Below are 14,579 nucleotides of genomic sequence, written 5' to 3' on the forward strand. Positions count from 1 at the left end.
GGCAAGAATTGTTGCTTAATTTTGCAATTTTAGAGGCTTTAATATCAAGGCTTCCCCAAAAGTTACGAGTGTAACGAAGTAAAAAAATACTTTACAATTTCTCTAAATTTAGCCTTTGAAATTTTGAAACGATTGATATACTTATTTTTCATCGCTGTAATCATAACTTAAAACTCCTTTATTTGAGTTTAAGTTGTCTTGAGCCAATATTTAATCTCTTAAAGCTTAAATTCAAATTTAAACGCAAAAAAGCCTTATAAATTCAAGCCTTTTGCTTACACAGCATTTAAAATATCCTCAAAGGCTACACAAAACTGCTTTAAGCCATCATCAAGCAAAAACTCACAAGCTTTTTCTAGCTCATCATCATTTAAATTTGCTTTTAATTTTGCGCAAATTTCATTTGAGCTTAGTGGTGTTTTAAACTTAGCCTCCTCTAAGCTTGAATTTTTATCTGAGTTTAAAGCCAAATTTACACATCCTCCCTTAAAGGCATTTAAGGCATCAAGGGGGGCTGTGTTTATGCACTTATCAAATAAAAGCTTTTTTATGTAGTAATCTTTTGGCAAGTCGTCCCCTTTCACGCCCGTGCTAGCAAAGAGGGTGCGAATGCTTGGCTCATTTTGTGAGTAAATAAAATTATAACAAAGACTAGCATTTAAAATACCGATTTCATTTTTAGCCACCACTCTTGAATTTAAAAGCCTATCAAAGCGGCTTACAAAGACACTTATAACACCTTGTGGCTCTCTTAAATTACCACTTTTTAAAGTGCTTGAATTTTTACTACGAAAGGCTTTAAGTCCTGAATTTAAAGCATCAAAGCATTCTTTTGCCTGAGATAAAGAAAAGATCAATGTAGCATTTACATTTATACCAAGGCTCATAAGCTCACTCATCACCTCATAACCTTGCTTTGTAGCAGGGATCTTCATCATTACATTTGGCTTTGCGATGGATGTAAAAAGCCTTTTTGCCTCGCCTAGACTTTGTGAGGTGTTGTTGTAAAGTCTAGGATCAATTTCAAGGCTAACAAAGCCGTCATTATTTTGAGCGAAATTTAAAGCAAGCTTATCAGCAGCCTTTTGTATGTCTAAAATTGCCAAGCTTTCATAAATTTCTTTTGGCTTTAAGCCTTGAAATTTAGCTAGCTTGTCTCTGTAAGAGCCTAAAATGGCTTGTTTGAAGATGGCTGGATTTGAGGTGGCACCGTTGATCTTGCCTGAGTTTATCAAAGACACAAACTCAGTGTCTAAAAAGGAGTTTTCGACAAAATCGCACCAAAGAGAGAAGCTTTTCATTGAAGTTCCTTGATGATTTGAGCCAGATCCTTTGTATCTATGCAAAGATCGGCATTTTGTTTTAAAATAGGCTTGGCACAAAAGGCTATTCTTAATCCGCTTTCTTTAAACATAGCCAGATCATTAGCCCCGTCTCCAACGCACATTATTTCACCTTGTTTTAAATTTAGCAGCGTTTTAAGTCTAGCAAGCATTAAGCCCTTTGAATCAGCTTGCATCATCTCTCCTCCTACAAGCCCTGTAAGAAGGCCGTTTTTTGAATGCAAGAAATTTGCAAAGCCTAGATCAAAATCAAGTCTTTTTTTAGTCTTATTAAGAGCCTCTAAAAAGCCTCCACTCATAACCAAAATGCGAATTTTTCTTTCTTTTAGATAAGAAATAAGCTCACATGCACCCCTCATCAAGGGCAAATTCTCACACACCTCATCCACAAGCTCACAAGGCATCCCTTTAAGCAAGGACACCCTATGAGTAAGGCTTTCAAAGAAATCAAGCTCCCCATTCATAGCCTTATGCGTGATGCCAATTACCTTATCTGCCACCCCATAGGCATCCGCTAAGAGATCAACAGTTTCACCGTCCATCAAGGTAGAATCAAAGTCAAAGATACAAAGTTTAATTTGTGAAAAGCTCTTCATATTTGTGTAATCTTAAAGGCCTTAGACGCGAATTTTACATCTAAGGCTGAATTTAAAAGCGACGTTTTAGCAAGGCTTCAGCTTGAAGAATGGTTAGTATATTATCCTCTCTTTTTCCTATGCCAAAGATCATTCCGTTGCGACCGTCTATGGTTTGAGGTGGGGGATCTATCTTAGAACGAGGCATTTTGATGGCTTCTGTTAGTCTGTCTATCACAAAGCCAGCAGTTCCTACTATGCTTGTGCTTGTTTCGGTGCGAAGTATGATGTAGCGAGTGTTTGCGCTCATTTCTGATTTGCCAAGATTAAAGAGGCTTACAGAGTCAATGAGGGGCATTACATTTCCTCTCATATTAAAAACACCCAAAACATAATCAGGAACGCTTGGAACCCTTGTAAATTCAATGGGCTTTATGATCTCTTGTATGTTGATGATAGGGATGGCATATTCCTCATCGCCTACATAAAAGCCTATGAGTTGGATTATGTCATCCTTTGCCTTTTCCTCAAAGGGCTCTGAGATCTGAGACTGTTGTTTTTTTAAGATCTGATTTAGTTTTTCGCTCATCTTTTCATCCTAGTTTCAAATTTTTCTTAACCACATTTTCAAGGTATTCAGGCGAGTATGGCTTTGTGATATACTCTGTCATTCCTACCTCAACTCCACGAAGTCTATCCGTCTTGCTTGTCCTTGAGGTTACGGCTATTAGCGGTAAATTTCGGTATTTTGAGTATTTGCGAATTTCACCTGCTAGGGTGTAGCCGTCCATTTTAGGCATTTCTATGTCTATAAGCATAGCGTCTATGTCTTTATCCTTTGTCTTTAAGACCTCAAGTGCTTCTACTCCGTTTGTAGCCTCAAAGACGGTTACTCCTAATGGTGCAAGGGATTTTTGCATCAAGGTTCTATCCATCTTAGAATCATCTACGATTAAGACATTATAATCGCTTGGCTTTTCTTTTACCTTTTTGGCACTGTCCTCAGCTTGAGCCTTTATGTCGGTTTTTATTTGCTTTGCTAAATTCATCATAGCACCCACATCGACAATGAGAGTAATGCCCCCATCTCCACGAATGGTAGCACCCGCAATGCCCGGAATATTTTGCAAATAATCACCCAAGGACTTAATAACAATCTCCTCTTGTCCCACAAGCTGATCTATAATCACCCCAAGCTTACTCTCAGCCACCCCAACTATAATAACATAGGCTTGAGTGTCGCTTTCAAAGACCTGCTTAACCCCAAAGACATCAGCAAGCCTAACAAGTGAAATTACCTCATCGCGTAGCCGCAAGACATTTTTGCCCTCTATGGTGTAAATGCTATCAAGGGGCACACGAACTGTTTCAATAACGCTTGCAAGTGGTATGGCATAAACTTCTTCTTGAGCCCCAACAAGCAAGGACTGCATAATGGCAAGTGTGAGTGGGATTTTAAGCTTAAACACACTGCCCTTGCCAACCTCGCTGTCAATTTCTATAATGCCATTAAGCTTTTCTATATTTGTCTTAACAACATCCATTCCCACACCACGTCCGCTAACGCTAGTTACCTTTTGTGCGGTAGAAAAGCCTGGCTTAAAGATCAAGGCAAAGGCCTCTTTGTCGCTCATTTGATCGGCTTCTTTTTCTGTGATGAGATTTTTTTCTATGCACTTTACCTTAAGCATATCGGCATTAAGCCCCTTGCCATCATCTGTGATCTCTATGATGATATGATTTCCTTCATTATAGGCTTTTAGCTGGACAACGCCCTTTTCAGGCTTACCTGCTGCTGCTCTGGTAGCTGGATCCTCAACTCCGTGATCGCAAGAATTTCTTATCATATGCATAATAGGATCGCCTATTTCTTCTATAATAGACTTATCAAGTTCTGTTTCTTCACCTGTTATTTCAAGCTCTATTTGCTTACCAAGCTCACGGCTTAGATCCCGCACAACACGTGGGAATTTGCTAAACACCTTTGAAACAGGCTGCATTCTTGTTTTCATAACGGCTAGTTGAATGTCTGTTGTTATGATGCTAAGAGAATTTGTGGCTAGATTAAACTCTTCTAAGAATTTCTCGCCCTCATATCTTTCCTCGACATCATCATAAATTTTAAGCAAACGGTTCTTGCTTAAAACAAGCTCACCTGATAAATTCATAAGCTGATCTAGCCTTTTAACCTCAACACGAATGGTTTGCTCCATAGCAGCAGGTGAATTTGCAGCAGGTGCTGCTGGTACCTTCTTTGCCGCAGCTGCTGGAGGTGGGGTAGGTGCTGGAGGCGGTGTCGAAGCGGCGGAAGGTTGGCTCTTGGCCTTTGCCTCTCTTCTTGCTGTATCTTCTGCCTTTCGCATCTTTAACAATCTTTCTATCTCAGCTTCAACCTCAGAATCGCTTAGCTTGCTTACATCAATCTCAGGCTCTTGGCTTAGAGGATCTTGATGTACTGGTTCTTGAGGCTGGGCGTTTGCTTGCTCACTCTTAGGTGCCTCGCTTGATGGTGCAGGAGTTGGCGCAGTAGGTGCAGCTGTGCCAGATCCTCCCTCAGCCACAGCCAAAAGCCTAGCACAAATAGGCTCTATGTCAAGCCCTATGGCAGTGTCATTGCCATTGTCTCTTATGCAGTTTAAGAGGGTCTTCATATCATCAACAGATTCAAGCACCACATCCATAATATCAGGCGTAATTTTAAGCTCGCCGTGCCTAGCTTTGTTAAGTACATCCTCCATCTTATGAGTAAGCTTTGTTAAAACATCAAAATTCAAAAAGCTCGAGCTTCCCTTGACCGTGTGTGCTACGCGAAAGATGCTATTTAAAAGCTCTAAGTCCTCAGGTCTTGATTCAAGCTCTATTAGATCGTGGTCGATTTGCTCGATAAGCTCGAAAGCCTCGACCAAAAAATCCTCAAGTATTTCTTGCATATCGTCCATTTTTCACTCCTAGCTTTGATGCTCGTGTATGATACGAGCAATCTCTGTAAAAAAGTTGTGGGCATCGAATTTAATCAAATAACCATCCCCTCCTGATTCTTGTATGCCTTTTTCTGCCATAAATTCATTAGACAAGGAGGAGTTAAAGACTATGGGAATTTTCTTAAATCTTTCATCTTGTTTTATGTGCTGGGCAAAATGAAAGCCGTCCATCTTTGGCATCTCCACATCGCTTACTATTATTTTGAGATTATTTGCAAGATCCTTGCCATAAATTTGATGCAGTTCGTTTAGCTTTTCAATGCCCTCAACCCCATCTTTTGCCTCGACAACCTGTAAGCCCATCTTTTGAAGCATACCCTTAACTCTCTTTCTAGCACTTGAGCTATCATCAAGGGTTAGAGCCATTCCGTGAAACATCTCAACACCAGCATCGTTAAAGTCCATTCTCTCTGTGTAAATTCCAAGATCCTCCACAACGCTTTCTAGATCGAGTATCAAAAGCACCTCATCATTTTCAATGCGAGTTACGCCTGTGATTCTGCCTTTATCAAAGGCACCCGAACCCGTAGAAAAGCTAGCAGGTTCTATGTCCTCCCAAGAAATTCGCCTAATTCTCTTTGCCTCATGCACGATAAAACCTATTAAAACATTGCTAAATTCAGTGATGATTACGCGAGGTTTGAAGGTTTGTTCATTAGGTTCTTGTATGCCCATCCAGGTGGCAAGATTTATCACAGGCACGACAACACCTCTAAAATCAAAGATTCCCTCTATGAAATCAGGGGTTCCTGGAAGCTCTGTGAGGGTTGGGATCTTTATGATCTCTCTTACCTTTGAGACATTTACCCCATAAACGCCCTCATAGATCTCTCCATCGCCTTGTTTGAATATGCGAAAATCCACAAGCTCCATTTCATTTGAGCCTGTCTTTACGATTTTTTCGTCAAGCATTTTCACTCCTTAAATTTCACACACATTCTACTACAAAAAAACTTCTCTCATATGCAAAAGTAGGCAAATTTATATATTTACATTCATCCGTGTTGAAAAGGGCATCTTGATGATAATGCCCCTCGATGATTAGGGCATTGTTTGATTTATATTTATCATATCTTTGCTTGGCTAAGAGCTCAAAATTATCGATCTTGTAAAAAAGATTTTTCTTTTTTTGATTGCTTTTTATTTTATTTAAAAGGACATTAAAACTAAGCTTGTTGATTAAATTCAGCGTTTTTAATAAAAATGGATTTCTCAAAGATTTTAACAAAAAGGCTAAAAATGGGGGCAAGAAGATATCTCCGTGGGCTAGCCTTAGCTTTGAAATGCCTTTGAATTCAACGACTTGTGCTTGAAATTCTATGACTTGTGCTTGAATTTCAAGGCTTTGTGCCTTAAATTCAGCATTTTGTGAATTTGTGGCTTTTGAATTCTCGTTTGCTAAGCTTTGAGTGTTAATGAGCTGTGAATTTATGCCTTTTAAATCTTTGTTTAAAACATCAATATTTTGATCTTCAAGCCCCTTGTCTTTAAGTTTCTTTTCCTTAAATTCAAGGCTAGCTTGAATTTCAAGACCCTTTTTAAAATGAAGGCCTTTTTCTTTAAATTCAGCTGAATTTCCACTAAATTTCGCCCTTTTTAGCCTTAAATTCAAGGGACATTTTAAGCTAAGAGGCTGATTTTCTAAGCTAAAAACCCTTACATTTTTAAAGATTTTAGCAAGATTAAAATCGTGATTGCCCTCTATATAAAGCACCTCAATATCCTTTGTAGCAAGGCTTTCAAGCAAAGTTATATAAGGCGCGACAAAGTCGTGGGTTTTAGAAATTTCCCCCACTAGAATTTCAAATATATCGCCCATTAAGATGAGTTGCGGGGTTTGAATGTCTCCGCTTTCAAGTGCCTTTAAAAGCTTTAAAAAGCCCTGTCTTTGCTCGTTTTCGTGTGCATCGGCTATTAAAAATGCTCCGTTTTTAAGCTCTAAATTCAAAACTCACCCTTAAATCAACGCAAAAAATCAAAATTTATCCCTTAAAAAATCCAAATATCCGTCATTGCGAGGAAATCCGTTAGGATTTTCGTGGCAATCTAAAAAAATTCAAGCTCAAAGTCTGAATTTTAAGCGAATTCAAAAACAAAGTTACAAATTCATGGGATGCGGTTGCCCACAAGCGCTGTCTTAAAATCAAAGATTTTGACCGCTTGTTCACAAGATGTTTTGCTTTATTTTCTTGCTTCGTACTCTTGCAACTGTAAGCAAAACACTTTATTTTTGCCAAATTTCCGCTTTAGGCCAAAAACGCATTTCGTGCGTTAAGCCCTTCCCTTGCGGAAGGGGTTTGCTTTGCTATACTTGTAACCGTGGGTATTACAGAGCATAGATTATAGAACATAGACTTTGTTTTAATTAAAGTCTGTATTCTGTTACCCACCCCCTAAATCCCCCTCCGCACGGCAGGGGCTTAATGTGCCGCCACTTCGCAAGGTGTGGGGGACTTAATGTGTCGCTCTCCGCACGGCAGTGGGACTTACAACGGCATTTTGTGAATTTTTAAGGTTTTCATACCCACCCCCAATCTCTCTTCGCACGGCAAAAGGACAGGTAAGCCAGCCAATTAATTCAGCCAGCCTACAAAAAGTCAGCTTAAATTCAAGCCCCACTAAAAAGCCCAAATTCAAGTCAGCCAACGCACGAAAATTCAAAGCCTGAATTTTAAGCAAATTCAAAAACAAAGCTTTAAATTCACGGGATGCGGTTGCCCACGAGTGCTGTCTTAAAATCAAAGATTTTGATCGCTCATTATGTTTTCGTTTCATTTTTTGCTTTGTGCTCTTGCAACTGTAAGCAAAACACTTTATTTTTGCCAAATTGCCACTTGGCCAAAAACGCATCGTGCGTTAAGCCCTTCTCTTACGGAGGGGGTTTGCTTTGCTATACTAACAACCCATAACGCATTTTGTGCGTTGTAAATTGCCAAGCTCGCATTAACTCACTTCACTCACAATGACAAGCTCTCCCCTCAAATCAGCCCATAAATCAATTAAATTTAAACTTAAATTCAAGGCTCACCCCAAATCCAAAGGCTCATATTTTATAGAAACTATCTCAAACTCACTCTCGCCCTTTGGCAAACGCACCTTAAACTCATCGCCTACTTTTTTGCCTAGCATTGCCTTTGCAAGAGGCGAGCTTAAAGATATGTAGCCCTTGTCTAAATTCGCCTCGGCTATGCCCACCACTGTGTAGCGGCTTTCTTTGTCCGTGTCTAAATCGCTTATTAACACAGTTGAGCCAAATTTCACGGCATTATGCTCGTAACTTGTAGGGTCAATGATTTGAGCCCTTGAAAGCAAGTCTGTAAGCTCGGCAATTCGCCCCTCAATGAAGGCTTGTTTCTCCCTTGCTGCGTGGTATTCAGCATTTTCCTTTAAGTCCCCGTGAGAACGAGCGGTGTCGATTTCCTCCACCACACGCACACGCTCAACGCTTTTTAAATTTTCAAGCTCTAAGGCTAGTTTTTCATAGCCAAATTTACTCATAGCCTCTTTTTGCATCCTTATCCTTTAAGCATCTTGGCTACATTTTTTGCAGCCCCAAAACGCAGATATTTTTTCAAAAATGTTACTTTATCAAAAAATTCTTTAAAATCAAAATTGCGGTAAGCCTCAAAAAGATTTTTCGCACTTACTTCATTTTGCAAAAATTCAGGGTTAAGCTCGCTTTTTCCCTCAAAATCGCACATTATGTTTGCAAGTCCTATGTGTTTTAGCTTGACAAAAAACCTAGCAATTAAAACATCAATAGCCCTTGCCTTGTAGGCTAGCACAAAGGGAGTGCCTATTAGAGCAGCTTCAAGCGTAGCTGTGCCTGAGCAAATAAAGGCAAAATCGCTTTTTTTAAGGGCTTGTGGGGTATTCGTAACGACCTTAAAGCCCTTGGTGTCGCCATAAAGTGCGTCAAGCTTGTCTATGTTAAAGGGGGGAACGCAGAGGATTTTTTCTCCCTTGAAATTCAAGGCTAGCTCCCTAAAAACAGGCATTAGCCTCTTTATCTCTCCCTTTCTTGAGCCCGGTAAAAAAGAAACTACCTTTTCATCCTCTTCTTTATTAAGCAAAGCCTCAATGTCTGCTTCGTTTTTGAACTCTTTAAGCTCGTCAAGCAAGGGGTGTCCCACAAAGGTGCTTTTGCTAAAAAAGTGCTTATCAAAGGGCAAGATGCTTGCTAGTTCGTTAAAATTTGCCTCGATTATAGGCACTCGCCCCCTCTTCCACGCCCACACCTGAGGCAGTATGTAGTAAATCTTTTTTGCCTTAATCCCTGCTGAATTTAAAGCTTTTGCAAGGGGTATGTTAAAGGCTGGGCTATCTATGCAAAGGATGGCGTCAAAGGGCTTTGAGGGCTTTTGAATTTGGCTTGAATTTGCACTTATTTTGCCCTCACTGTGAGCGACTTGAAAATCTATGTGAGAAGGCGCAAAATTGTCATTTTGTGGATTTAAACTTGAATTTTGTCTTTGCAAGGCTAAATGAGTAAGTTCTTTAATAGCCCTTTTTGCCTTGAAAATTAAGGGCAAAACCTCCACAAAGCCCATAGCGCAAAACTCGTGCGAGCTGTAAAGGGGGGCGTGGATTATCACAGTGTCGTTTTGAGGCTTGGTGTTTGAGCTTTCGTTTGAATTTAAGTCGTTTAAATTCAAGTTTTGATTTGAATTTATAGAGTTTTGCAAATTTTGGCTTGAATTTAAAGTTGCCTCACTTGAATTTAAAACATTTAAATTCAATGAGTTTTGTGAATTTTCTTTTGAATTCAAGGAATTCACGCTTTCATTTAAATTCAAGTTTTGATTTGAATTTAGAAAGTTTTGCGAGGCTTGTTTTGAATTTAAAATTACCTCGCTTGAATTTAAAACATTTAAATTCAGCGAGGTTTGTGAATTTTCATTTAAATTCAAGTTTTGATTTGAATTTGAGGTGTTTTGTGAATTTTCACTTAAATTCAAAGCCTCTTTCATTAAGTTCTCATCAAAGATTCCAAAAAGCTCAAAGCCTCCAAATTCAGCCTTATAAGCCTTTAACACTTCTTTTAAATGCAAATTCGCACTAGCTTCAAGTGCGGTAACTAAAAAGCTTTTCATTCCTCTTCCTCTTGCCACAAGCTCTTAAGCAAGGCTATGAATTCGGGCTGATTTTTGTTTAAGACCTTAAAGGTAGATATGATATGGATAAAGTCCTCATAACTTAGTCCATAAAGCCTAGCCACTTTTATATCAAGCCTTGCTCTTAATTCATCATAAAGCTTTTGCGTAGCTGGTAGTTCGCTTTTTTTAATGCCAAATTCATCCCCTAGCTCGCTAAATGCGCCCTTGCTGTCGTTATAAAGCTCTAAGATTAAAGCCGTTTTTGCTATGAAATTATAGTCTTTATTTCTTTTTATTTCCTCATCATCTGGCTGAGGCAGGGGGATACGCTTTAAATAAGTTTTATTTAAATGAATTTGAACCATTCCCCTAATTATAAAATTTACAATCAAAGAATTAAAAAGTCCCAAGGCAAAGCAGATTTTAGAGTTGTCGACAGTTTCAATGCTGATTTTTGATGAATTTAAAATGTATTTTTTGGGTATATGCACCCACATTGTATGCCCACAACCAACATTTTTAGGTAAAAGGCTAAAAATACCCGAAAATTCATCCGTATCCCTTGCAATATCGCGAAAGCCAAGGCGAAAATAGTCTCTATCGTATCTTAGCAAAGAGTTTTCAAACTCCTTTGTGTCTAAATTCTTAGGCTTTATGCCCTCTAAGAGCCTTTTATACTCTTTGCTATCAAGATTTAAATCCTGCTTTAAACGGTAGATTTCCTTGCTTTTTAGCCTCTCATCAAAGGCATCCTTGTCTAAATAATAATTTGCCTTGCTATACTCGGAATTAAACTGATGAATCATCTTACCCTCAAAGAGTGGCAAAAGCTGTGAATTTTTTTCACTTAAATTCTCCTCTAATTCTATAAATAAATCTTTGTCAGTAGTCATATTAAGCTCATTGCGAAAATCAAGCCACTCTAGGTTTAGTGGCAAAAATTGACCGTAGCATTTTTCCAAAAGCCTTAAATCCTCTTTATTTCTCACCTCTTGCAGGGCTAAATGCTTGGGACTTAGGGCTTTAATGCTTTTTAAATCTAGCAAGATTATATTTTCCTCCTTGTAAAGTTCTTTAAGTGAGCTTTTATAAAACATAGTTTTTATGGGGTGGTTTTTGGGTGCTTGAGTATTTTTTATTTGCATCAGGGCGAATTTGTAGCTGCGATGAACCTCATTAAAAATGCCCTCTCTGTTTTCAAAGCTGTAAAAAAAGCTTAGGGTTTTATTTTGCAAAATTTCCTTGCGTAAATTAAAGCTTCCATCTTCAAACATCAAAGCAGAGGGCAAGACATAGTTTAAACTGGCTTCTTTTGCTAAGAGGCTTAAATTTCTTTCTACAAAGAAGCGAAACAAATTTAAATCTTTGCTTTCACTAGAGCGACTTAAAAAATAATACCCCTTATAATACTCGTTTATGGTTTTTGAAAAATTTTCTCGCCTTTGATAGTCTTTGAATATATAATTTTTGGCGAGTTGATTAGTCTTAAATTCAGCTTTTTTACTCTTTTTTAAGGTGCGATAGTTGCTTTTAAATTGTGAAAAAAAGTCATCATCGCTGAATTCACATTTATCCCAAGGGGGATTTCCTACTATTAAATCAAAGCCTATGAATTTTCCATCCTGCACGGTTTCAGGAAATTCTATCTCGTAATTAAAAAAGCCAAATTTTAAGGCTAGCTCGGTTACAAGCTCTCTTGCTCTTTTGTAATCTTGCTCCTTTGAGCTTTCAAGCTTGTCAAGTTCTGTAATCTTTTTAAGCTCTTTCAAAGAAGGCATCATCTTTTGGGCTGTGAAAAAATTTAGATATAAATTCAAGCTTTCTTTGCTTGGTTCAATTTCTTTTTTATAAAGTTCTTTTGATTTGGCTATTTCTTTGTCTGTGCTGTCTGAGAGCCTGTCTAGCTTGTTGAAATTTTCTTTTAATGTTTTGAATTTTTCTTGGAAAAAATTCTCGTTGAAGAGGTTTTTTTGCTCGCTCTTTTCGTAAAAATCATTAAATTCAGCCAAACTAGCACCCACAAGGGCGTTGCCGCATTTTATGTGATGCTCTATAAAGCTTAAAGGCGTGCCAAAGATGAAGCTATCTATCCACAAGGAAAGCTTGGTTAGCTCTACGCTAAATGGGTTTAAATCCACCCCAAAGATGACCCTTTTAAGCAAAAGCCTTTTTAAAATCTCGCTCTCATCAAGTTCGTAATCTTTAAGGTATAAACAAGCACTGCTTTGAATTTCTTTTTTTTCCTCCTCGTAAAGACGCTTTAAATTTGCAAAACTATCAAAATTTTCTAGGATTATTGAGGTGATTTGATTTAAGGCTTCTATGAGAAAATGCCCGCTGCCGCAAGCATTGTCTAAAATTTTAAAATGCAAGATATTGCCATCATTTAGCCTATCTTTTAAGCCCTCTTTAAGCAAAAAGCTAGTAATGCCATAAGGGGTGTAATAACTTGCCGTCATCTTGCGGGAGTTGCTTGAATTTTTAAGATAAAGTTGCCCCTTTTTGTAAAGCTTGGGTGTGCTTAGTAGCTTGGCTTTTGTCTTTTGAAGCTCTGCGTAATCATAGCCATCCACATAGCTTTCAATCTCCTTTTGCTTTTCATTTTTTGCCTGATATTTTACATAATATAAATCCTCGCTAGCTAGTTCAAAAAAATACCCCAAAAGCCCCTCATAAATAGTGCCTAAGTGTGCTATGCTAAGGGTTTTGTAATCCCTTTTAAATAAAGAAGTTCCATCATCAAAATACAAAAACTGAGCCAAGATAAACTCTAAATCCTCATCATTAAAAAGCAAAGGTGTGGATAAAAGAGGGGTCTTTGTGCTGTCAAAAAGCCCTCCGTTAAATACAGGCATATTGTAATTTGCCTCGCCCTTGTCATACATTATAAAAATATCGCTTAATTTTTTAAAGCCCTTAAAGCCCTCCTTTTTGTCTGTGCTTTTTAAGAGGCTGTGTAGGTTTTTAAGGCTCATTTCACTCTCAAAATACTCGTGCTTTTTTAAAAGCTCGCTGAATTTATCCTCAAAATAAGCTATAAAGAGCAAACGAAAGATGAAATAAAGCGAATTTTCATAAATTTTTTTCAAATTTTCCTCGCTACATCTGGCAAAAATTCTCTCACCTATAAGCTCAAAAAGGCTATCTTTTCCATTTGTGCCATAAATTATATCTTTTAAATCATCCTCTATGCTAATCTTAGCCTCGTCATTTTTTTCAAGGCTTTTTTCTATGATGCTTTTATCTTTTTTGGGGGCGAAATTTTCTGCCTTAAAGATAAAATAAAAATAATTAAAGCCCTCTAAATCGTCATTTTCTAAAAGCGTTTCTAAATTTATCTCGTAAAATACCTTTGTGGCACTTAGCTTGGAATTATCATAAAGTCGCCAAAGCTGACCGTTGCTTAAAAAGCCGTAGTTTAATTTGAGATTATTTAGATAGCGAAGTATTTGAAAATGGGGATTGTCTTTGACCTTTTTGTTATCAATGGCTGTATTATAAGCCTTGCTTTCTAAAATCACACTTATATAGGCATTGCTTGCAGCTCTTTGATTTTTGGGGATTTGCTCGTAATCTTGCTTAGCTTTAAGGCTGCTAAAAAGCAAGAAATCAGGCTTTTCTAGCTTGCCTTGAATGATTTTTTCCTCTTGTCTGATAAAAGAATAACCAAGTATATCAAGCGTTTTGGAGATAAAATCATCTTCGAATTGATGCTCGTTTTGCTGGGTGAATTTAGCCTTATCATAAAGGGCTTTAATCTCATCAAATGCCTTTTTAGCCTCGCTTTGCTTATTTTTAAAGGCATAAAGGCGTGGAAAATCCACCTCAAGCGTATAGGTAGTAAAGAGATTGTTTCTAAGAAAATAAAACCTATCTTTCATATCTTGTTTTTGTCCTTTAGCTTTTAAAAATTGCTTTTATCAAAAGCATAATTTTAGCACAGTTTATTAAAAACCCTATCAAATAAAGCCTTGTAAGGCTGTGAATTTTCATAAATTTAGTCTGTAATTTTGTGAATTTATCAATAAGGATTTAGCTTATAAATTTAAACTTATAAAATTTTTAGCCTTGATTATATTAATGGCTCAAGATACTTTAATTTGATACAAGATCATTTTAAAGTATAAAGAGCAAAATGAAAAACAAGTATATGACACATTCTCAAATTGTCTCAAAAGAAATTTAAGAAATTACGAAGTATTTTTTTGCTTCGTTTTGTCTTGCAACTTTGCAAGAAGGAGCAAAGGCACAAGATCTTGTAAAACACTCTAAAAATGAGTTTGCAAAGGGACATAACCACATAAACGAAATTGTGAATTTCTGGGGACCTTACAAAGTTGACACTTGCTAAATTTAAAAGCACAAAAAAGAAAATTTTGTCCTTCACTTGAAAGAAACAGAGTTAAGACGAAAAATTTAAGGCAATATTCTCATCAAAACTTGCTAAAATTGATAAGATAAAATCCTATTAAGTTTAATTGGGCCAAAATCTTAGAAGAAGAGGCCATAAAAAAGATCAACAAAAAATCAGAGCTTGCCTTGCTTTTTGCCATACACGAAGAAAGTTTTTTTATCACAGTCAAT

The 14,579-nt window shown here is 37.5% G+C and carries 9 protein-coding genes and 4 pseudogenes; 1 reads left to right on the forward strand and 12 read right to left on the reverse strand.

All coding sequences use genetic code 11. From position 1 onward, the window contains the following. Nucleotides 1-275: 275 nt before the first annotated feature. From DMC01_RS10615 to DMC01_RS10665, 12 genes and pseudogenes are all read right to left on the reverse strand, one after another. Nucleotides 276-1,301, reverse strand: a complete 1,026-nt coding sequence (locus DMC01_RS10615; RefSeq protein WP_142694194.1) for a transaldolase — start codon at nt 1,299-1,301, stop codon at nt 276-278. Then, nucleotides 1,298-1,939, reverse strand: coding sequence for a phosphoserine phosphatase SerB (gene serB, locus DMC01_RS10620; RefSeq protein ID WP_142694195.1), 642 nt, complete (start codon nt 1,937-1,939; stop codon nt 1,298-1,300). The genes DMC01_RS10615 and serB overlap by 4 nt, the downstream gene beginning before the upstream one ends. 52 nt (nt 1,940-1,991) lie before the next feature. Then, a complete protein-coding gene (locus DMC01_RS10625) occupies nt 1,992-2,507 on the reverse strand; it encodes a chemotaxis protein CheW (RefSeq protein WP_142694196.1) in 516 nt (171 codons plus the stop codon). A gap of 4 nt (nt 2,508-2,511) precedes the next feature. After that, nucleotides 2,512-4,857, reverse strand: a complete 2,346-nt coding sequence (locus tag DMC01_RS10630) for a hybrid sensor histidine kinase/response regulator (RefSeq protein WP_142694197.1) — start codon at nt 4,855-4,857, stop codon at nt 2,512-2,514. A gap of 9 nt (nt 4,858-4,866) precedes the next feature. Then, the gene (locus tag DMC01_RS10635; RefSeq protein WP_142694198.1) at nt 4,867-5,811 is read right to left on the reverse strand and encodes a chemotaxis protein; all 945 of its coding nucleotides are present in this window, start codon (nt 5,809-5,811) and stop codon (nt 4,867-4,869) included. Nucleotides 5,812-5,827: 16 nt separating this feature from the next. Continuing rightward, nucleotides 5,828-6,847, reverse strand: coding sequence for a hypothetical protein (locus DMC01_RS16810; RefSeq protein ID WP_142694199.1), 1,020 nt, complete (start codon nt 6,845-6,847; stop codon nt 5,828-5,830). A 506-nt stretch (nt 6,848-7,353) separates the two neighbouring features. Further along, nucleotides 7,354-7,674 carry a hypothetical protein gene (locus DMC01_RS10645; protein WP_142694200.1) on the reverse strand — a complete coding sequence of 107 codons (321 nt, stop codon included), beginning with the start codon at nt 7,672-7,674 and terminating at the stop codon, nt 7,354-7,356. A 249-nt stretch (nt 7,675-7,923) separates the two neighbouring features. After that, nucleotides 7,924-8,412: a transcription elongation factor GreA gene (gene greA, locus DMC01_RS10650; RefSeq protein WP_142694201.1), complete on the reverse strand. Its 489-nt coding sequence runs from the start codon at nt 8,410-8,412 to the stop codon at nt 7,924-7,926. Nucleotides 8,413-8,414: 2 nt separating this feature from the next. Further along, a pseudogene (locus tag DMC01_RS10655) lies at nt 8,415-9,242 on the reverse strand (lipid-A-disaccharide synthase); the annotation flags it as partial. A 132-nt stretch (nt 9,243-9,374) separates the two neighbouring features. Then, nucleotides 9,375-9,479: pseudogene (locus DMC01_RS15375) on the reverse strand (hypothetical protein); the annotation flags it as partial. Nucleotides 9,480-9,860: 381 nt separating this feature from the next. Beyond that, a pseudogene (locus DMC01_RS10660) lies at nt 9,861-9,992 on the reverse strand (lipid-A-disaccharide synthase); the annotation flags it as partial. Continuing rightward, nucleotides 9,989-13,876: an Eco57I restriction-modification methylase domain-containing protein gene (locus DMC01_RS10665; protein WP_142694202.1), complete on the reverse strand. Its 3,888-nt coding sequence runs from the start codon at nt 13,874-13,876 to the stop codon at nt 9,989-9,991. The pseudogene DMC01_RS10660 and the gene DMC01_RS10665, both read right to left, overlap by 4 nt. Nucleotides 13,877-14,232: 356 nt before the next feature. Here DMC01_RS10665 and DMC01_RS15380 point away from each other — a divergent pair. Then, nucleotides 14,233-14,456 (forward strand): annotated as a pseudogene (locus DMC01_RS15380) (IS1595 family transposase); the annotation flags it as partial. Nucleotides 14,457-14,579: the final 123 nt, after the last annotated feature.

Origin of the sequence: Campylobacter troglodytis (assembly GCF_006864425.1) — a bacterium.
In the GTDB taxonomy this organism is placed as follows: Bacteria; Campylobacterota; Campylobacteria; order Campylobacterales; family Campylobacteraceae; genus Campylobacter_D; species Campylobacter_D troglodytis.

Bases quoted from the DNA above. Each gene is read 5' to 3' on its own strand.
- DMC01_RS10615 (WP_142694194.1), bottom strand. From the start codon at position 1,301: ATGAAAAGCTTCTCTCTTTGGTGCGATTTTGTCGAAAACTCCTTTTTA.
- serB (WP_142694195.1), bottom strand. From the start codon at position 1,939: ATGAAGAGCTTTTCACAAATTAAACTTTGTATCTTTGACTTTGATTCT.
- DMC01_RS10625 (WP_142694196.1), bottom strand. From the start codon at position 2,507: ATGAGCGAAAAACTAAATCAGATCTTAAAAAAACAACAGTCTCAGATC.
- DMC01_RS10630 (WP_142694197.1), bottom strand. From the start codon at position 4,857: ATGGACGATATGCAAGAAATACTTGAGGATTTTTTGGTCGAGGCTTTC.
- DMC01_RS10635 (WP_142694198.1), bottom strand. From the start codon at position 5,811: ATGCTTGACGAAAAAATCGTAAAGACAGGCTCAAATGAAATGGAGCTT.
- DMC01_RS10645 (WP_142694200.1), bottom strand. From the start codon at position 7,674: ATGAAACGAAAACATAATGAGCGATCAAAATCTTTGATTTTAAGACAG.
- greA (WP_142694201.1), bottom strand. From the start codon at position 8,412: ATGCAAAAAGAGGCTATGAGTAAATTTGGCTATGAAAAACTAGCCTTA.
- DMC01_RS10665 (WP_142694202.1), bottom strand. From the start codon at position 13,876: ATGAAAGATAGGTTTTATTTTCTTAGAAACAATCTCTTTACTACCTAT.